Genomic DNA, 18,652 nt, shown 5'->3' with positions numbered 1-18,652 from the left:
ATCGCACAAGCAGCCCCTGGGGAGGGGCTACCCTGATGTGGAATGAACACCGCAGCGGTGAAAATTATTCGGCCCGCCGCTTCTTTTGTTCGGCGGCGCGGATTATCCGGCTTTTGTGCTCAGAAACCGCTGTGCCGCATACAGCGAGATGGCTGCGGCATTCGAAACATTGAGCGATTTGATCGCGCCGGGCATGTCGAGACGGGCGAGGTGGGTTACCGTCTCACGGGTCTTCTGCCGCAATCCCTTGCCTTCGGCGCCCAGAACCAGCGCGATACGGTCATGCGCCATGGTTTTTTCGAGTTCAAGCGGGCCTTCCGAATCAAGACCGATGGTGGCAAAGCCGAGCTCGTGCAGTTCGTGGATGGCGTCGGCGAGGTTGCGCACCTCGATATGCGGAATGAGTTCAAGCGCGCCCGATGCGGCCTTGGCCAGGACGCCCGATTCCTGCGGGCTGTGGCGGGCGGTGGTCACGATGGCACCGGCACCGAAGGCAACGGCGGACCGCATGATCGCGCCGACATTGTGCGGATCGGTGACCTGGTCGAGAATCAGCAGGAGCTGGCTGTCTTTCAAAGCCTTCAGCGACTGGGTCTTCAGCGGCTTGACTTCGATCATGACGCCCTGATGCACGGCTTCGGAGCCGGTTTCCCGATCAATCGCACGCGGATCGACAATATCGACATCGAAGGGCAGGGCGGACGAATCAGCGATCTCCAGCCGGTCGAGGGCATTCTTCGTCACCAGCATGCGCTTGATCTGGCGCTGGGGGTTGTCCAGCGCGGCGCGCACCGTATGCAGGCCATACAGGCGCACGAGCCCTTCAGGCGCCTGTGTGCCTTCCGCAGCGGGCCGCGTGGGGCGCTGGGCCTGCGGCGGCCCTCCGGCCTTCTTGTCGCGAAACTGGCGGCGCAGCGTGGCGTAGTGGGAATCTTTGGGTGTACGGGATGGTTTTTCTTCGCTCATGCCGCAACCTATAACCCTTCATGCCGCCCGGCGATATATGCTTCTTGGCGAAAATGCAGATGCTCCCGCTTTGATCGCTTTGGCCGTACCGGCGAACGGCCCGGGACAATGATTTTCACAGGACCCGTCATTTTCTTCCGCAGACTGTTGACACCACGAAAGCTAGTCGGCATAAGGCCACCCGCAAGCCGCCGCTGGAAAACAAATCCGGCAGCTGGTTTTGCAGAGTGCCTGATGGCGCGGTTCTATCGGTAGTGACCGGAGGAGTGCCCGAGTGGTTAAAGGGGACGGACTGTAAATCCGTTAGCTTGGCTTACGTTGGTTCGAATCCAACCTCCTCCACCACTGCCGGAACCGAGCGCCTGATGCACAAGCCAAAACCGGAACTGGTTTTGGTATGGCTTGTGCGCCGTTTAAAATGTTACGGTGGTTCCAGTGCGTTTTGCATGCACGGCACTGTAATATGTGCGGGTATAGCTCAGTGGTAGAGCAGCAGCCTTCCAAGCTGAATATGCGGGTTCGATTCCCGCTACCCGCTCCAGATTTGCAAGAGCACCGCGTGCACGCGTGAGCGCGCAGAGGTGCTCTTCGATTTTTGTCTTGAGCATTGCACGCCGCTCATGTGTCCCCATATGAACGAGCATGAACAAGACGAAACCAATCCGATCCGGTTGATCAGACCGGGCGGGCGACTGAGCTGACGGACGGCTTGCTGTCTCGTCTGAGCTACAAACATGGTACCGGCCCTAGACCGGTTGTGATGACGAGAGAACGACAGCTATGGCTAAGAGCAAGTTTGAACGTAACAAGCCGCACGTCAACATCGGCACGATTGGTCACGTTGACCATGGCAAGACATCGTTGACGGCAGCGATTACGAAGTATTTCGGAGAGTTCAAGGCGTACGACCAGATCGACGCGGCACCGGAAGAAAAGGCGCGCGGCATCACCATTTCGACGGCGCACGTCGAGTACGAGACGGCAGCGCGCCACTACGCGCACGTCGATTGCCCCGGCCACGCCGACTATGTGAAGAACATGATCACCGGTGCGGCGCAGATGGACGGCGCGATCCTGGTTGTATCGGCAGCCGACGGCCCGATGCCGCAGACGCGCGAGCACATCCTGCTGGCCCGTCAGGTTGGCGTTCCGGCAATCGTGGTTTTCCTGAACAAGGTCGACCAGGTTGACGATGCCGAGCTTCTGGAACTGGTTGAACTGGAAGTGCGCGAGCTTCTGTCGAAGTACGACTTCCCGGGCGACGATGTGCCGATCGTCAAGGGTTCGGCGCTGGCCGCACTGGAAGATTCCAACAAGGAAATCGGCGAAGACGCGGTGCGCGCGCTGATGGCGGAAGTCGACAAGTACATCCCGACGCCGGAGCGTCCGGTTGACCAGCCGTTCCTGATGCCGATCGAAGACGTTTTCTCGATCTCGGGTCGTGGTACGGTTGTGACGGGCCGCGTTGAACGCGGGATCGTCAAGGTTGGTGAAGAAGTTGAAATCATCGGCATCAAGCCGACGACGAAGACGACGGTGACCGGCGTTGAAATGTTCCGCAAGCTGCTCGACCAGGGCCAGGCCGGCGACAACATCGGCGCGCTGATCCGCGGCGTTGGCCGTGAAGACGTCGAGCGCGGCCAGATCCTTGCCAAGCCAGGTTCGGTCAAGCCGCACACGAAGTTCAAGGCAGAAGCCTACATCCTGACGAAGGACGAAGGTGGCCGTCATACGCCATTCTTCTCCAACTACCGTCCGCAGTTCTACTTCCGCACGACCGACGTGACGGGCGTGGTGACGCTGCCGGAAGGCACGGAAATGGTCATGCCCGGCGACAACATCTCGGTTGATGTGACGCTGATCGTGCCGATCGCAATGGAAGAGAAGCTGCGCTTCGCTATCCGTGAAGGTGGCCGCACGGTCGGCGCAGGGATTGTTGCTTCAATCATCGAGTAATTGTCGCAAGACAAGTTGAATACGGAAAAAGGCGGCCAGTGGCCGCCTTTTTTGTTTGCCTGCAGCTATTGCCTGATGAAATCAGACGGATTTCGGTTTGCCGTAGGTGCGATGGTAAGCGGCAACGAGTTCGAACAGGCGATCGAAGTCGATCGACAGGACCCGGCCATCGATGTAGATGCCCTTCGGCATGCGGAACAGCGATGCCCGGACGATCCTCGATTTGATGCCCCGGCCGAGCTGATCCACCTGATGGGGATCGATACCCAGCACGATTGTCTGTTCGCGGTTGTCATTCCATGACGCCACGTCGTTGATGTTCTTCCAGGGAATGGTCTCGTCGGCCAGGCGTTTGTCGCACAGGCCTTCCGGCGAGATGGTGATCGCATCGCGGGTCTTGAGCAGCCGCCAGACCAGGCGGCCCGTCAGAAGCGGGAAAACCACGGAACCGGCACAGGCGATGTATTCGATCAGGTTTTCCGGCTCACTGCCGAGCAATTCATAGATGACGACCCCGATTGAATAGAATGACAGCATGCTCGTCATGGCAATATGCTGCAATGGTTTCGAGAACGAGGATTTGATTTTGATCGTTTGGCGCGCGTCCATTTTGATCTCTTTCGCCAATCCCCGTGACCGCCGGTCGATGCCGGCCCGGTCGCGGGAAGGGACAGGTTAAATTCACGAAAATGTGATGACGTAAATGGATGACGTGAGCATGACAATCCTATGACGCGTCAATTCACACTTTATTGCAATTGTATACTTATCGAGAGCTTGCGCTTCAACACGCTGCTGCCGAGGACAACGCGCCCCTGCGGCGAAAGGGCAGGTGCTTTCTGTTTACCCTTCCGAACCCTTCGGCTATCCTTGCGGCAACAGAGCATATTCGGCTCCAAGGATACCGCAGCGATCCGGCAGCGGGCAATTGGTAGTTATCGGGATTGACATGTTTGGTTATCGTTTGGCCGGATGCAGCGTTCTTTCAGGCATGGCTGCCTGTGTTCTCCTGGCATTGTTGCTCCAACTGGCGCTTGTCGCGCCCGTTCTGGCGGGAAAGAAGCAGGCCGGCGCACCCGTCCTGCAGTCCATGCGCTTTGCCATAGTCCGCAGCGCCGTGCCCAGTTGCGAGCCCGCCTGTCCGGAATGGATATGGGCCTCCGGCACCATATTGGACGACACGCCGGCCAAGCTGCGCAAAATTCTGAAGGTCATGGGCAAACGGCGCCTGCCGATCATCATGGAATCGAATGGCGGCAACGTCGACGCGGCCATGCAGGTCGGCCGCATGATCCGCAAACGCGGCCTCGACATTGCCATCGGCAGGACCCGCTTTGAAGGATGCAGCCCCGACCAGAAGTGCAAGCCCGACCGTTATGCCGATGGGGCCTATGCCGGGTTTCCCTATCCGGCGGGCGCCTATTGCCTCTCCGCCTGTCCCTATATCTTCGCGGCGGGCGAAAGGCGTCTCGTCGGTCCCTGGGCCCTGATCGGCGTACACCAGATCACGCAGGTCTATACGCAGACACGCATCACCTATGAGACGCGCTACCGCATGGTGAACGGGAAGAAGAAGATTCTTGATACCAAGATCGTCGGGCGCAAGCCCGCCGGCTCCTATGAACGCACCGATCTGAGCAAGGGATATCGCCAGAAACTGCTCGCCTATTTCACCGGCATGGGTATCAATCCGGCCATTGTCGACCGGATGCTCTCCATTCCGGCCAAGGATATCTCGGTTCTGACGCAGGATGAACTGGATGCGTTCAAGCTCGTGTCGGGAACGGGGGATGTCAGCGACCTTGCGGCCACGCGCATCTGTGAGCAGGAGCCCAAGGCGGTAAACTGTGTTGAACTCAAATCTGCCGGTTCCAAGATTGTTTCGAGAATGGACTGATATTTCTGACACCCCATTGATAGCGAAGCCGTTCCGCTTATAGATGGGCAGGGGAATGGCTTGTGGGGAAGAGCATGGCGTTGACGAAAGTTGCGTTCGATGATTGCCGGTTGCGCTGCCACGATGGCTTTTCCCGCTTATTGATTGTTCTTAGCCTTGCTTTTGCTCTGTTTGCAGGTTTGACAACGCCGTTGCTTGCTGCGGATGCCGAACGGCCCGGATTGCCCGGCCCGGGCCCGACCAGCCAGCCATATGTTCCACCACCGCTCGGCCTTGCCTCGGGACCGGCAACAACAGTGCAACCGATCCTGCGCGATGGTGACCTAACCGGCCCGTCCTACAGCTCTCCGGGGCAGTCCGCGCCCAGCACCGGCCCCTTCTGCGATATGTCATGCCCGGCCTGGACGCCGGATCGCGCATCCATTTGCAATCCGACGAAGAATTGTGTGGCGGGCGTGCCCGCCTATGCTCCGCTTTTTTCGCCGCAAGCGGGAAATATCCCGAGACCAGAACCGATCCAACCACGACCAGACACGTATCAGTCGAATCTTCTCGTGGCTGATAGTCCCATGGCGTTTGCGATTGTGCGCGCCGACGTCGAGGTTTGCAAACCGAATTGCCCGGAATGGATCGCGGCTACGGGGACGATCAAGCCGGATACGCCGGCAAAGCTGCGGAAAATCCTGAACCAGGCCGGCAAGCGGCGGCTGCCGCTTGTGATCGACTCGAGGGGAGGTGCCGTGAATGCAGCCATCGAGATGGGGCGGATCATCCGCAAGCGCGGCCTGGACGTTGCCATCGGCAAGACGATGTATTTGGGATGCACGCCAGGCCCGAAGAGCTGCAAACCCGATTTTGCCGATGGGGCTTATGCCGGTTATGCTTTTCCGGGCGGTGGGATTTGTCTGTCCGCCTGTCCGTTTTTTGCCGCGGGCGGCTTAAAGCGATTGGCCGGATATGAGGCGCGGGTCGGGATTCACCAGATCACCACCACGGTCACAAATCTCATGATTACCTATCAGACACGCTACAGGATCGTGAACGGCAAGAAGAAAATCATTGATCGAAAAGTTGTCAGCCGGAAACCAACCGGGACGTATGAAACCACGGAGGTGCGTAAAGGCTATCGCAAGCAACTCGTTGCCTATTTCGTGGAAATGGGTGTCAAACCCAGCCTCGTCGACCGGATGCTTGCCGTTTCCGCCAGCGATATCTACATATTGCAGTATAACGAGTTGTCGGATTTCAAGTTTGCGACGGACGAGGGTGATTCTCGTGCATTCACTGCCGGCAGGATTTGCAACCGCGATCCAAAGCCCGGCAACTGTGTGGAACTGAAGCCTGTTCCACCGAAAGCCTGAGAAAAGGCAGCGGCTTTCATCTCTGCCGGCGCGGGAAAACCGTCAAATCTGCGCGTCACGCGACGAATTTCTCATAAAGCGGCGCGCGGCGGCAATAGGGGCTTGAAAAGCGCAGCGCTTTGTGGAATGTACGCCCCGGACTGTAGGGGAGTAGCTCAGTTGGTAGAGCGGCGGTCTCCAAAACCGTAGGTCGCAGGTTCGAATCCTGTCTCCCCTGCCACTCATAGTCTGCCCGCACACGATTGGATGGTGTGCTGACAGATGTTTGGAAAGAAACGAAACCGGGGACTTGTGTTTTACCGGAATCGGTTCTATGTAACATCAACAGACACGCGGTGCGTGGAGCTGAACGATCAGCTTTACGGGCCGTAATGGTGTGAACAAAGCGTGTTGTTACCATGACAACATATTGAGTTTACAACAACATGACACGCACGAGCGGTAAATGGCATCCAAGACAAACCCGATAAGTTTTTTTCAGCAAGTGCGCGCGGAAACGGCAAAGGTCACCTGGCCTTCACGCCGTGAGACGCTCATTTCCACCGCTATGGTGATGGTGATGGCGTTTTTTGCTGCGATTTTCTTCTTCGCAGCTGATCAGTTGATGGCCTTCGGGATTGATCTCGTTCTCGGTCTTGGTCGTTAACGCAGGCTGACAAGGAAATTTGAATGACCGCGCGCTGGTATATCGTTCACGCCTATTCGAACTTTGAAAAGAAGGTCGCCGAGTCGATCGAAGAAAAGGCGAGGCAGAAGGGTCTGTCGCATCTTTTCGAGAAGATCCTCGTGCCGACTGAAAAGGTGGTTGAAGTGCGCCGCGGCCGCAAGGTTGATGCTGAGCGCAAGTTCTTCCCGGGTTATGTCCTTGTTCGTGCCGATCTGACGGATGACGCGTATCATCTGATCAAGAATACGCCGAAAGTGACGGGTTTCCTCGGTTCCGACAACAAGCCGGTTGCGATTTCCGACAAGGAAGCCGATCGGATCCTGATGCAGGTTCAGGAAGGTGTCGAGCGTCCGAAGGCTTCGATCTCGTTCGAGATCGGCGAAAGCGTTCGTGTTGCCGACGGTCCGTTTGCTTCGTTCAATGGTGTCGTTCAGGAAGTCGACGAAGAGCGTTCGCGCCTCAAGGTGGAAGTTTCCATTTTCGGCCGCGCTACGCCGGTCGATCTGGAATTTGGCCAGGTCGAAAAGATCTGATCAATCGGCCGCCCGACGGGCGGCCAGCCACGTCAGTGGCGAATGGTGGGAGGTGAGGTGACCTTTAGCCGGGTCTTCAATCCGTACCACCAAACTGCAACCGCCGGTTTTCCGGCATAATGATAAGGCAGAGAAGTTATGGCTAAGAAAATTGCAGGCCAGCTCAAGCTGCAGGTTTCGGCAGGATCGGCAACACCGTCTCCTCCCATCGGACCGGCACTTGGTCAGCGTGGCATCAACATCATGGAATTCTGCAAGGCCTTCAATGCGGCCACGCAGGAACTGGAAAAAGGTTCGCCCATTCCGGTCGTGATCACATACTATCAGGACAAGTCCTTCACTTTTGTGATGAAGACGCCGCCGGTGTCTTACTTCCTCAAGAAGGCTGCAAACCTGAAGTCCGGTTCCAAGGAGCCAGGCAAGGTGGTTGCTGGCAAGATCTCGCGCGACAAGGTCCGTGAAATCGCGCAGGCGAAGATGAAAGACCTGAACGCAGCGGATGTCGAATCCGCCATGCGCATGGTCGAAGGTTCTGCCCGTTCGATGGGCCTGGAAGTGGTGGGCTGAGACGATGGCAAAAGTATCAAAGCGTGTAGCCAAGGTTCGTGAAGGCGTCGACCGCGAGAAGCTCTATGATCTGACTTCGGCTGTTGCCATGGTCAAGGAACGTGCCATTGCCAAGTTCGACGAGACGATCGAAGTATCGATGAACCTTGGCGTTGATCCCCGCCATGCGGACCAGATGGTTCGCGGCGTTGTCAATCTGCCAAACGGCACAGGCCGTACGGTTCGCGTTGCCGTTTTCGCTCGTGGCGACAAGGCTGAAGAAGCCAAGAAGGCCGGTGCTGACATTGTTGGCGCGGAAGATCTGTTCGAGATCGTCAATGGCGGCAAGATCGATTTCGATCGCTGCATTGCCACTCCGGACATGATGCCGCTCGTCGGTCGTCTCGGTAAGGTTCTCGGCCCGCGCGGCATGATGCCGAACCCGAAGGTCGGCACCGTAACGACGGATGTTACGGCGGCGGTCAAGGCTTCCAAGGGCGGCGCTGTCGAGTTCCGCGTCGAGAAGGCCGGTATCGTTCACGCCGGCGTCGGCAAGGCATCGTTCGATGTCAAGGCGCTGGAAGAAAACATCAAGGCATTCACCGATGCCGTCACCAAGGCAAAGCCGGCAGGCGCCAAGGGTGAATATGTCAAGCGCGTCGCGATTTCTTCGACGATGGGCGTTGGCGTCAAGGTTGATCCGTCGACTGTACGCCCTGCGTAACAGCTGATGTGAAAACTCGGGCCTAACGGCTTGAGTTCTAAAGAATTCCAGGCCTTTCGGGGCCTGGATAACCGGATGAAAGTCCGGTTATCCTGTCCGAGATTGCAGGTGGCTCGCCTTAATTGTCATGAGCCTGCATGAGACGTGGAACAGCTTTGTTAGGGTGGAAAAATCCACCGAGACAAGGTTCGAACCGTAGTTGCCTTTCGCTTGCAGCCGGATTTCCGGCGAAGCAGGGGGGACAGGATCCTCAAGTGTTGTTTGGTTTCGGTTTTCGGATTGAAGCCTTGCAACAAAAGGCAACCCGGCAGGGACGCACCGTGCGTTTCTGCCAAATGGAGAGAGACAGTGGAAAAAGCGGAAAAGCGCGAATTTGTCACTTGGCTGAACGGCGTCTTCAAGGACTCCGGTTCAGTTGTCGTGGCCCACTATACCGGTCTCACCGTTGCGCAGCTGAGCGATCTTCGCTCCAAGATGCGTGATGCTGGTGGCACCGTTAAAGTCGCGAAGAACCGCCTTGCCAAGATCGCTCTTCAGGGCACGGAATCGGAAGGCATCTCTGACCTGTTCACAGGTCAGACACTTGTTGCCTATTCGAATGATCCGATTACGGCACCAAAGATCGCCATCGAATTTGCCAAGGGTAACGAGAAGCTCGTCATCCTCGGTGGCTCGATGGGAGCAACAACTCTCGACGCTGATGGCGTGAAGGCTCTTGCCGCACTGCCGTCACTCGACGAGTTGCGTGCAAAGCTGGTTGGTATGATCCAGACACCAGCAACGCGCATCGCTCAGATCGTAAACGCACCGGCAGGCCAGCTTGCCCGCGTTTTCGGCGCCTATGCCCGGAAGGACGAAGCGGCATAAGGCCGTTCTCGCTGTCAATATATCGAACCTTGTAAAGGAAAACCAAAATGACTGATCTCGCAAAGATCGTAGACGACCTGTCCAACCTGACTGTTCTGGAAGCTGCTGAACTTTCCAAGCTTCTTGAAGAGAAGTGGGGCGTTTCTGCTGCTGCTCCTGTTGCTGTTGCTGCTGCCGCTGGCGGCGGTGCAGCTGCTGCAGCCGTTGAAGAAAAGACTGAATTCGACGTCGTTCTGACCGATGCCGGCGCTAACAAGATCAACGTGATCAAGGAAGTCCGCGCAATCACCGGTCTCGGCCTCAAGGAAGCCAAGGACCTCGTTGAAGCTGCTCCCAAGCCAGTCAAGGAAGCTGCTACCAAGGACGAAGCTGACAAGATCAAGGCACAGCTCGAAGCAGCTGGCGCCAAGGTTGAACTCAAGTAAGTCCAACATTTTTGGCGGGCAGGGCGACAAGCCCTGTCCGCTGATCTGCCCTTTTTGGGCAACCCGGTACTGAACCCTTTTCCTGACGGCAATTCCGATGCTTTCAGGAAACGGGTTTTGTCCCGTTCACGGGGCCGCAAAAGCGGTTTTAAGAAACATGCCAGTTTCCGCTGGCGCAAAGACGAGGAGCGACGATGGCTCAGACCCATACTTTTAACGGTCGTAGGCGCGTACGCAAGTTTTTCGGTAAGATCCCTGAAGTCGCAGAGATGCCGAACCTCATCGAGGTTCAGAAGGCTTCCTACGATCAGTTCCTCATGGTTGAGGAGCCGAAAGGCGGGCGTCTTGATGAAGGTCTGCAGGCTGTGTTCAAGTCTGTGTTCCCGATCCAGGATTTCTCCGGCGCTTCCATGCTTGAATTCGTCAAGTATGAATTTGAAGCTCCAAAATTCGACGTTGACGAATGCCGTCAGCGCGATCTGACCTATGCTGCACCGCTGAAAGTCACGCTGCGCCTGATCGTGTTCGATATTGACGAGGATACGGGCGCCAAGTCGATCAAGGACATCAAGGAACAGGACGTTTACATGGGCGACATGCCGCTCATGACCGATAACGGCACGTTCATCGTCAACGGTACCGAGCGCGTCATCGTTTCGCAGATGCACCGTTCGCCGGGCGTTTTCTTCGATCACGACAAGGGCAAGACCCATTCGTCGGGCAAGCTGCTGTTTGCTGCGCGCGTCATTCCTTACCGCGGTTCCTGGCTTGACATCGAGTTCGATGCCAAGGACGTGGTCTATGCGCGTATCGACCGCCGCCGCAAGATTCCTGCGACATCGCTTTTGATGGCGCTGGGCATGGACAGCGAAGAAATCCTGTCGACGTTCTACAATTCGCTGATGTTCAGCCGTGACGGCGACACCTGGCGCATTCCGTTCTCCGTCGATCGTTTCCGCGGTTTCAAGGCGACAACCGATGTTATCGATGCCGATACGGGTGAAGTCATTCTCGAGTCCGGCAAGAAGCTGACAGCCCGCGCTGCCAAGCAGCTTGCTGAGAAGGGCCTGAAGTTCATCAAGGCAACGGAAGACGACCTGTTCGGCATGTATCTTGCCGAAGACATCGTCAACATGGAAACCGGTGAAGTCTATCTCGAAGCCGGTGATGAGCTGGACGAGAAGACCCTCAAGGTTCTGCTCGACACGGGTGTAGCCGAGATCAACGTTCTCGATATCGACCATGTCAATATCGGACCGTATATCCGCAACACGCTGGCCGTCGACAAGAACGAGAGCCGTCAGGACGCCCTGTTCGATATCTACCGCGTCATGCGTCCCGGTGAGCCGCCGACAATCGACTCGGCTGAAGCCATGTTCAAGTCGCTGTTCTTCGATAGCGAGCGCTATGATCTCTCGGCTGTCGGCCGCGTGAAGATGAACATGCGTCTCGACCTGAATGCGGAAGACACTGTCCGCATCCTGCGCAAGGAAGATATCCTTGCTGTGGTCAAGATGCTGGTCGATCTGCGCGACGGTCGCGGTGAAATCGACGACATCGACAATCTCGGCAACCGCCGCGTGCGTTCGGTCGGCGAATTGATGGAAAACCAGTACCGCGTTGGCCTGCTCCGCATGGAGCGCGCCATCAAGGAACGCATGTCGTCCATCGAAATCGACACCGTGATGCCGCAGGACCTGATCAATGCGAAGCCGGCAGCCGCTGCTGTTCGCGAATTCTTCGGTTCTTCGCAGCTGTCGCAGTTCATGGATCAGACCAACCCGCTTTCGGAAATCACCCACAAGCGCCGTCTTTCGGCACTTGGACCTGGTGGTCTGACCCGCGAGCGTGCCGGCTTCGAAGTCCGCGACGTGCATCCGACGCATTACGGTCGTATCTGCCCGATTGAAACGCCGGAAGGCCCGAACATCGGTCTGATCAACTCGCTCGCAACCTTTGCCCGGGTCAACAAGTACGGCTTCATCGAAAGCCCGTACCGCCGGATCGTTGACGGCAAGGTGACGGACGACGTCGTCTATCTCTCGGCGATGGAAGAAGCCAAGTATCACGTGGCGCAGGCCAATGTGGAACTCGACGCTTCCGGCGCCTTCACGGACGAATTCGTTGTCTGCCGTCATGCGGGTGAAGTTCTGATGGCTCCGCGTGAAAACGTGGATCTGATGGACGTGTCGCCGAAGCAGCTCGTATCGGTTGCCGCAGCGCTGATTCCGTTCCTGGAAAACGACGACGCCAACCGCGCTCTGATGGGCTCGAACATGCAGCGTCAGGCCGTACCTCTGGTTCGCGCCGAGGCACCGTTCGTCGGTACCGGCATGGAGCCGATCGTTGCCCGTGACTCCGGCGCCGCCATCGGTGCACGCCGCACAGGTATCGTCGATCAGGTCGATGCGACGCGTATCGTTATCCGTGCGACGGAAGATCTCGTACCGGGCAAATCTGGCGTCGATATCTACCGCCTGATGAAGTTCCAGCGTTCGAACCAGAACACCTGCATCAATCAGCGTCCGCTGGTTCGTGTTGGCGACCGGATCGAAAAGGGCGACATCATTGCCGACGGTCCTTCGACGGACCTGGGCGATCTGGCGCTCGGCCGCAACGTGCTCGTCGCGTTCATGCCCTGGAATGGCTACAACTACGAAGATTCCATCCTTCTGTCTGAGAAGATCGTTTCGGATGACGTCTTCACCTCGATCCATATCGAGGAGTTCGAAGTCATGGCCCGCGATACGAAGCTTGGACCGGAAGAAATCACGCGCGACATTCCGAACGTTTCGGAAGAAGCCCTGAAGAACCTGGACGAAGCCGGTATCGTTTACATCGGTGCGGAAGTTCAGCCCGGCGACATTCTCGTCGGCAAGATCACGCCGAAGGGCGAAAGCCCGATGACGCCGGAAGAGAAGCTTCTGCGCGCCATCTTCGGTGAAAAGGCTTCCGATGTCCGTGACACCTCGATGCGCATGCCGCCCGGGACTTACGGTACTGTTGTGGAAGTTCGCGTTTTCAACCGCCACGGCGTTGAAAAGGACGAACGTGCCATGGCGATCGAACGCGAGGAAATCGAGCGTTTGGCCAAGGACCGCGACGACGAACAGGCTATTCTTGACCGCAACGTCTATGGCCGTCTGGCTGACGTTCTCAATGGCAAGCCTGCCGTTGCCGGACCGAAGTCGTTCAAGAAGGGCACTGTTGTCACGACGGAAGTCATGGGTGAACACCCGCGTTCCCAGTGGTGGCAGTTCGCTGTCGAGGACGAAAAGCTTCAAGGCGAAATCGAAGCTCTGCGCAACCAGTACGACGACTCCAAGAAGCTGCTCGAACAGCGTTTCATGGACAAGGTCGAAAAGGTACAGCGCGGCGACGAGATGCCTCCGGGCGTCATGAAGATGGTCAAGGTCTTTGTTGCTGTGAAGCGCAAGATCCAGCCAGGCGACAAGATGGCCGGCCGTCACGGCAACAAGGGTGTTGTCTCGCGCATTGCCGCCGTTGAAGATATGCCGTTCCTCGAAGACGGAACGCATGTCGACATCGTGCTCAATCCGCTTGGCGTGCCAAGCCGCATGAACGTTGGCCAGATTCTGGAAACGCATCTGGGCTGGGCCTGCGCCGGAATGGGCAAGAAGATCGGTGATCTGATCGAAGCCTACAAGGCGCAGTATGCAGCCAGTGGACAGGGCGATATCCAGCCGCTGCGGGCGACGATCGAGTCGATCATCCCCGACAACGACCGGAACGAGCCAGTCCGCAACTATGACGACGAGAGCATCGTGCGTCTTGGTGAGCAGATGAAGCGCGGCGTGTCGATTGCAACGCCGGTGTTTGACGGTGCGCATGAGCCAGACATCAACGTGATGCTGGAGCAGGCGGGTCTGAAGGCTTCCGGTCAGTCGACGCTCTATGACGGACGTACGGGTGAAACTTTCGATCGTCAGGTGACTGTCGGCTACATCTACATGCTGAAGCTGCACCACCTGGTCGACGACAAGATCCACGCCCGTTCGATCGGACCATACTCGCTCGTCACGCAGCAGCCCCTGGGCGGCAAGGCCCAGTTCGGCGGTCAGCGTTTCGGTGAAATGGAGGTCTGGGCCCTGGAAGCATACGGTGCGGCCTACACGCTGCAGGAAATGCTCACGGTCAAGTCCGATGACGTCGCCGGTCGTACCAAGGTCTATGAAGCGATCGTCCGTGGTGACGATACGTTCGAGGCCGGTATTCCGGAGAGCTTCAACGTTCTCGTCAAGGAAATGCGTTCGCTCGGTCTCAATGTCGAGCTGGACGATACACGCCAGCAAGAGCAGCAGGCTTTGCCTGACGCGGCAGAGTAAAAAAGTTGGGGTGCGCGGTTTGCCGCGCACCCGACCATTTTGTTTCGAGCCGCTGCAGAAGCGGCATTTGATCTAGATGGACCCGCGACGGCGGATCATTCCATCGCAAGCAGAGGGCAATTTTTGCCCCATGGAGAAACGGCATGAACCAAGAGGTCATGAATCTTTTCAATCCTCAGGTGCCTGTACAGGCATTCGATTCCATCCGGATTTCGATTGCCAGCCCTGAGAAGATTCTGTCCTGGTCATACGGTGAGATCAAGAAGCCGGAGACGATCAACTACCGCACATTCAAGCCTGAGCGGGATGGTCTCTTCTGTGCTCGGATCTTCGGGCCGATCAAGGACTATGAATGCTTGTGCGGCAAGTACAAGCGCATGAAATACAAGGGCATCATCTGCGAAAAGTGCGGCGTGGAAGTAACGCTGTCGCGCGTTCGCCGTGAGCGCATGGGCCATATCGAACTCGCAGCCCCGGTTGCGCACATCTGGTTCCTGAAGTCTCTGCCAAGCCGTATCGGCACTTTGCTCGACATGACCCTCAAGGGCATCGAGCGCGTTCTCTATTTCGAGAACTACATCGTGACCGAACCCGGCCTGACATCCCTGAAAGAGCATCAGCTGCTTTCAGAGGAAGAATACATGATCGCTGTCGATGAGTTCGGTGAAGATTCCTTCACGGCACTGATCGGCGCGGAAGCTATCCATGAGCTTCTGGCTTCCATGGATCTGGAGAAGATTGCCGGCGATCTGCGTGAAGAGCTGGCGACAACGACTTCGGATCTGAAGCAGAAGAAGCTGATGAAGCGTCTGAAGATCGTCGAAAACTTCCTGGAATCGGGTAACCGTCCGGAATGGATGATCATGAAGATCGTTCCGGTCATTCCGCCGGACCTGCGCCCGCTTGTTCCGCTGGATGGCGGTCGCTTTGCGACGTCCGATCTCAACGACCTCTATCGTCGTGTGATCAACCGCAACAACCGTCTGAAGCGCCTGATTGAACTGCGCGCACCTGGCATCATCATCCGCAACGAGAAGCGCATGCTTCAGGAATCGGTTGATGCACTGTTCGACAACGGCCGTCGCGGCCGCGTCATCACCGGTGCCAACAAGCGTCCGCTGAAGTCGCTGTCCGACATGCTCAAGGGCAAGCAGGGCCGCTTCCGCCAGAACCTGCTCGGCAAGCGCGTCGACTATTCCGGCCGTTCGGTCATCGTGACCGGTCCGGAACTGAAGCTGCACCAGTGCGGTCTGCCGAAGAAGATGGCGCTCGAATTGTTCAAGCCCTTCATCTATGCCCGTCTCGACGCCAAGGGTTACTCCTCGACCGTCAAGCAGGCGAAGAAGCTGGTTGAAAAGGAAAAGCCGGAAGTCTGGGACATCCTTGACGAAGTCATCCGCGAGCATCCGGTTCTCCTGAACCGTGCGCCGACGCTGCACCGTCTTGGCATCCAGGCATTCGAACCCACCCTGATCGAAGGCAAGGCAATCCAGCTGCATCCGCTCGTCTGTACCGCTTTCAACGCGGACTTCGACGGTGACCAGATGGCTGTTCACGTTCCGCTTTCCCTGGAAGCGCAGCTTGAAGCCCGCGTTCTGATGATGTCGACGAACAACATCCTGCACCCCGCCAACGGTCTGCCGGTTATCGTTCCGTCGCAGGACATGGTTCTGGGCCTGTACTATCTGTCGATCGTGGCGGCCAAAGAGCCGGGCGAAGGCATGGCTTTTGCCGATATGGGCGAGCTTCACCATGCCATCGGCAGCGGTGCTGTCACCCTGCACACCAAGATCAAGGGCCGCTTCAAGAGCATTGATGCGGACGGCAAGCCGACATCGAAGATCTATGAGACCACGCCTGGTCGCATGATCATCGGTGAGCTGCTGCCGAAGCACCACAACGTGCCTTTCGACATCTGCAACCAGGAAATGACCAAGAAGAACATCTCCAAGATGATCGACACGGTCTATCGCCATTGCGGACAGAAAGAGACGGTCATTTTCTGCGATCGTATCATGCAGCTCGGCTTCTCCCATGCCTGCCGTGCCGGCATTTCCTTCGGCAAGGACGACATGGTCATTCCGGAAACCAAGGCGAAGCTCGTTGCCGAGACCGAAGCTTTGGCGACCGAATACGAACAGCAGTACAATGACGGCCTGATCACTCAGGGCGAGAAGTACAACAAGGTCGTCGACGCCTGGGGCAAGTGCACCGAGAAGGTCGCCGACGAAATGATGGCCCGCATTAAGGCTGTCGAGTTCGATCCTGTCACTGGCCGCCAGAAACAGATGAACTCGATCTACATGATGTCGCACTCGGGTGCCCGTGGTTCGCCGAACCAGATGCGCCAGCTGGGCGGCATGCGCGGACTGATGGCCAAGCCTTCGGGCGAAATCATCGAAACGCCGATCATTTCGAACTTCAAGGAAGGCCTGACCGTGAACGAGTACTTCAACTCGACCCACGGTGCCCGTAAGGGTCTTGCCGATACCGCCTTGAAGACGGCCAACTCCGGTTACCTGACACGCCGTCTCGTCGACGTCGCGCAGGATTGCATCGTCATCTCGGTGGATTGCGGCACGACAACGGGCCTCACCATGCAGCCGATCGTTGATGCCGGTCAGGTCGTTGCGACCATTGGCCAGCGTGTTCTCGGCCGTACGGCGCTTGAAGACATCCTGCATCCGCTGACGGGTGACGTTCTGGTTACCGGCGGCAACATCATCGACGAGTTCGATATCGATGCCATCGAAAAGGCGGGCGTCCAGTCCATCCGCATCCGTTCGGCGCTCACCTGTGAGACCCGTGGCGGCATCTGCGCCAAGTGCTACGGCCGCGATCTGGCCCGTGGTACGCCGGTCAATCAGGGTGAAGCTGTCGGCGTTATCGCCGCTCAGTCGATCGGTGAGCCTGGCACGCAGCTGACGATGCGTACGTTCCACCTTGGTGGTACGGCGCAGGTTGTGGATCAGTCGTTCCTCGAAGCCAGCTATGAAGGCACGGTGCAGATCCGTAACCGCAATGTGGTGCGCAACTCCGATGGCCATCTGGTTGTCATGGGCCGTAACATGGCTGTTGTCATTCTTGATGCGACAGGCAAGGAACGGGCGACACACCGCGTCACCTACGGTTCGCGCATCTATGTCGATGATGGCGATACGGTTAAGCGCGGCCAGCGTGTTGCCGAGTGGGATCCTTATACCCGCCCGGTCATGACGGAAGTCGAAGGTCATGTCGAATTCGAAGACATGGTCGACGGTCTCTCCGTTTCGGAAACGACGGACGAGTCCACCGGTATCACCAAGCGCGTGGTCATCGACTGGCGTTCGACACCGCGCGGTTCGGACCTGAAGCCTTGCATCGTTGTCAAGGACAAGGCCGGCAAGGTTCTGAAACTGGCAAAGGGCGGCGATGCACGCTTCCAGCTGTCGGTTGAATCGATCCTGTCGGTTGAGCCCGGCTCGCACGTGAAGGCGGGTGACGTTCTTGCCCGTATCCCGATGGAAAGCGCCAAGACCAAGGACATCACCGGTGGTCTGCCGCGCGTTGCGGAACTGTTCGAAGCACGCCGTCCGAAGGACCATGCGATCATCGCCGAAATCGATGGTACGGTTCGTTTTGGCCGCGACTACAAGAACAAGCGCCGCATCGTCATCGAACCGAACGACGAGACGCTCGAGCCTGTTGAGTATCTGATCCCCAAGGGCAAGCCTTTCCATCTTCAGGATGGCGATGCGATCGAAAAGGGCGATTACATCCTCGACGGCAACCCGGCACCGCATGACATTCTGGCCATCAAGGGCGTGGAAGCACTCGCTTCGTATCTCGTCAATGAAATCCAGGAAGTCTATCGTCTGCAGGGCGTTCTGATCAACGACAAGCACATCGAAGTGATTGTCCGCCAGATGCTGCAGAAGGTCGAAATCACCGAATCCGGCGACACTGGCTTCATCGCCGGTGACCATGTCGACCGGATCGAGCTGGATGAGATCAACGAACGTCTCGAGGAAGATGGCAAGAAGCCAGGCTACGGTACTCCGGTTCTCCTGGGTATCACCAAGGCTTCGCTGCAGACGCCGTCCTTCATCTCGGCTGCGTCCTTCCAGGAAACGACACGCGTCCTCACGGAAGCTGCCGTTGCCGGCAAGATGGATGCGCTGCAGGGCCTGAAGGAAAACGTCATCGTTGGCCGTCTGATCCCGGCTGGTACGGGTGGAACGGTCAAGCAGATCCGCCGCATTGCCGGTGCCCGCGACGAGCTGATCATCGACGAGCGCCGCAAGGAAAGTGGAGCCGGTGCTGCCAAGGTCGACGCCATGCTGACCGACATGACAGGCACCCCGGCCGAATAAGCCGATTGCACA

Annotated in this window: 13 protein-coding genes and 3 tRNA genes; 14 read left to right on the top strand and 2 right to left on the bottom strand. The window is 57.6% G+C overall.

All coding sequences use genetic code 11. The features are described from left to right. Nucleotides 1-102: 102 nt before the first annotated feature. Entirely contained in the window at nucleotides 103-966 is an 864-nt protein-coding gene (gene rlmB / locus ACIQWS_RS08840) for a 23S rRNA (guanosine(2251)-2'-O)-methyltransferase RlmB (protein ID WP_223613247.1), read from the bottom strand. Between the two features lie 260 nt (nucleotides 967-1,226). Between rlmB and ACIQWS_RS08835 the strand changes: the two genes are divergently transcribed. The 3 genes from ACIQWS_RS08835 to tuf all read left to right on the top strand — a co-directional run bounded on the left by ACIQWS_RS08835 (nucleotide 1,227) and on the right by tuf (nucleotide 2,922). Further along, nucleotides 1,227-1,311: transfer RNA gene (locus ACIQWS_RS08835), tRNA-Tyr, on the top strand. Nucleotides 1,312-1,433: 122 nt separating this feature from the next. Next, a tRNA-Gly gene (locus ACIQWS_RS08830) sits at nucleotides 1,434-1,507 on the top strand. Nucleotides 1,508-1,746: 239 nt separating this feature from the next. After that, a complete protein-coding gene (gene tuf / locus ACIQWS_RS08825) occupies nucleotides 1,747-2,922 on the top strand; it encodes an elongation factor Tu (protein WP_105732669.1) in 1,176 nt (391 codons plus the stop codon). A gap of 81 nt (nucleotides 2,923-3,003) precedes the next feature. Here the strand turns inward: tuf and ACIQWS_RS08820 are convergent, their stop codons facing one another. Further along, nucleotides 3,004-3,531 (bottom strand): STM3941 family protein, encoded by a 528-nt coding sequence (locus tag ACIQWS_RS08820; RefSeq protein WP_403174930.1) that lies wholly within the window; start codon nucleotides 3,529-3,531, stop codon nucleotides 3,004-3,006. Nucleotides 3,532-3,871: 340 nt separating this feature from the next. Between ACIQWS_RS08820 and ACIQWS_RS08815 the strand changes: the two genes are divergently transcribed. The 11 genes from ACIQWS_RS08815 (at nucleotide 3,872) to rpoC (ending at nucleotide 18,640) form a co-directional block, all read left to right on the top strand. Further along, nucleotides 3,872-4,819, top strand: a complete 948-nt coding sequence (locus ACIQWS_RS08815; protein WP_403174926.1) for a hypothetical protein — start codon at nucleotides 3,872-3,874, stop codon at nucleotides 4,817-4,819. Nucleotides 4,820-4,893: 74 nt separating this feature from the next. Next, on the top strand, nucleotides 4,894-6,180 hold the full coding sequence (locus ACIQWS_RS08810) for a hypothetical protein (RefSeq protein WP_403174918.1): 1,287 nt from the start codon (nucleotides 4,894-4,896) through the stop codon (nucleotides 6,178-6,180). A gap of 144 nt (nucleotides 6,181-6,324) precedes the next feature. Continuing rightward, a tRNA-Trp gene (locus tag ACIQWS_RS08805) sits at nucleotides 6,325-6,400 on the top strand. 225 nt (nucleotides 6,401-6,625) lie between these two features. Next, complete coding sequence (secE, locus tag ACIQWS_RS08800; RefSeq protein WP_091886799.1) at nucleotides 6,626-6,826, top strand: preprotein translocase subunit SecE; 201 nt, start codon at nucleotides 6,626-6,628, stop codon at nucleotides 6,824-6,826. Between the two features lie 23 nt (nucleotides 6,827-6,849). Further along, entirely contained in the window at nucleotides 6,850-7,380 is a 531-nt protein-coding gene (gene nusG / locus ACIQWS_RS08795; protein WP_223613252.1) for a transcription termination/antitermination protein NusG, read from the top strand. A gap of 138 nt (nucleotides 7,381-7,518) precedes the next feature. Further along, a complete protein-coding gene (rplK, locus tag ACIQWS_RS08790; RefSeq protein WP_105732673.1) occupies nucleotides 7,519-7,947 on the top strand; it encodes a 50S ribosomal protein L11 in 429 nt (142 codons plus the stop codon). A 4-nt stretch (nucleotides 7,948-7,951) separates the two neighbouring features. After that, nucleotides 7,952-8,650, top strand: coding sequence for a 50S ribosomal protein L1 (gene rplA / locus ACIQWS_RS08785; RefSeq protein ID WP_182552812.1), 699 nt, complete (start codon nucleotides 7,952-7,954; stop codon nucleotides 8,648-8,650). Nucleotides 8,651-8,998: 348 nt separating this feature from the next. Continuing rightward, nucleotides 8,999-9,517 (top strand): 50S ribosomal protein L10, encoded by a 519-nt coding sequence (gene rplJ / locus ACIQWS_RS08780; protein ID WP_105732675.1) that lies wholly within the window; start codon nucleotides 8,999-9,001, stop codon nucleotides 9,515-9,517. Nucleotides 9,518-9,564: 47 nt separating this feature from the next. Further along, nucleotides 9,565-9,942, top strand: coding sequence for a 50S ribosomal protein L7/L12 (gene rplL / locus ACIQWS_RS08775; protein ID WP_105732676.1), 378 nt, complete (start codon nucleotides 9,565-9,567; stop codon nucleotides 9,940-9,942). Between the two features lie 194 nt (nucleotides 9,943-10,136). Next, on the top strand, nucleotides 10,137-14,288 hold the full coding sequence (gene rpoB / locus ACIQWS_RS08770; RefSeq protein ID WP_223613255.1) for a DNA-directed RNA polymerase subunit beta: 4,152 nt from the start codon (nucleotides 10,137-10,139) through the stop codon (nucleotides 14,286-14,288). Nucleotides 14,289-14,431: 143 nt separating this feature from the next. Further along, a complete protein-coding gene (rpoC, locus tag ACIQWS_RS08765) occupies nucleotides 14,432-18,640 on the top strand; it encodes a DNA-directed RNA polymerase subunit beta' (RefSeq protein ID WP_346306319.1) in 4,209 nt (1,402 codons plus the stop codon). Nucleotides 18,641-18,652: the final 12 nt, after the last annotated feature.

The organism is Phyllobacterium sp. NPDC097923, from assembly GCF_044760925.1.
Lineage (GTDB): Bacteria > Pseudomonadota > Alphaproteobacteria > Rhizobiales > Rhizobiaceae > Phyllobacterium > Phyllobacterium calauticae.
This window is presented reverse-complemented; position numbering and strand designations above follow the sequence as displayed.

Excerpts from the sequence above, each read along its gene's own strand:
- rlmB (WP_223613247.1), bottom strand. The coding sequence starts at position 966 with ATGAGCGAAGAAAAACCATCCCGTACACCCAAAGATTCCCACTACGCC.
- rplK (WP_105732673.1), top strand. The coding sequence starts at position 7,519 with ATGGCTAAGAAAATTGCAGGCCAGCTCAAGCTGCAGGTTTCGGCAGGA.
- tuf (WP_105732669.1), top strand. The coding sequence starts at position 1,747 with ATGGCTAAGAGCAAGTTTGAACGTAACAAGCCGCACGTCAACATCGGC.
- secE (WP_091886799.1), top strand. The coding sequence starts at position 6,626 with ATGGCATCCAAGACAAACCCGATAAGTTTTTTTCAGCAAGTGCGCGCG.
- ACIQWS_RS08815 (WP_403174926.1), top strand. The coding sequence starts at position 3,872 with ATGTTTGGTTATCGTTTGGCCGGATGCAGCGTTCTTTCAGGCATGGCT.
- rpoC (WP_346306319.1), top strand. The coding sequence starts at position 14,432 with ATGAACCAAGAGGTCATGAATCTTTTCAATCCTCAGGTGCCTGTACAG.
- ACIQWS_RS08810 (WP_403174918.1), top strand. The coding sequence starts at position 4,894 with ATGGCGTTGACGAAAGTTGCGTTCGATGATTGCCGGTTGCGCTGCCAC.
- ACIQWS_RS08820 (WP_403174930.1), bottom strand. The coding sequence starts at position 3,531 with ATGGACGCGCGCCAAACGATCAAAATCAAATCCTCGTTCTCGAAACCA.
- rplL (WP_105732676.1), top strand. The coding sequence starts at position 9,565 with ATGACTGATCTCGCAAAGATCGTAGACGACCTGTCCAACCTGACTGTT.
- nusG (WP_223613252.1), top strand. The coding sequence starts at position 6,850 with ATGACCGCGCGCTGGTATATCGTTCACGCCTATTCGAACTTTGAAAAG.
- rpoB (WP_223613255.1), top strand. The coding sequence starts at position 10,137 with ATGGCTCAGACCCATACTTTTAACGGTCGTAGGCGCGTACGCAAGTTT.
- rplA (WP_182552812.1), top strand. The coding sequence starts at position 7,952 with ATGGCAAAAGTATCAAAGCGTGTAGCCAAGGTTCGTGAAGGCGTCGAC.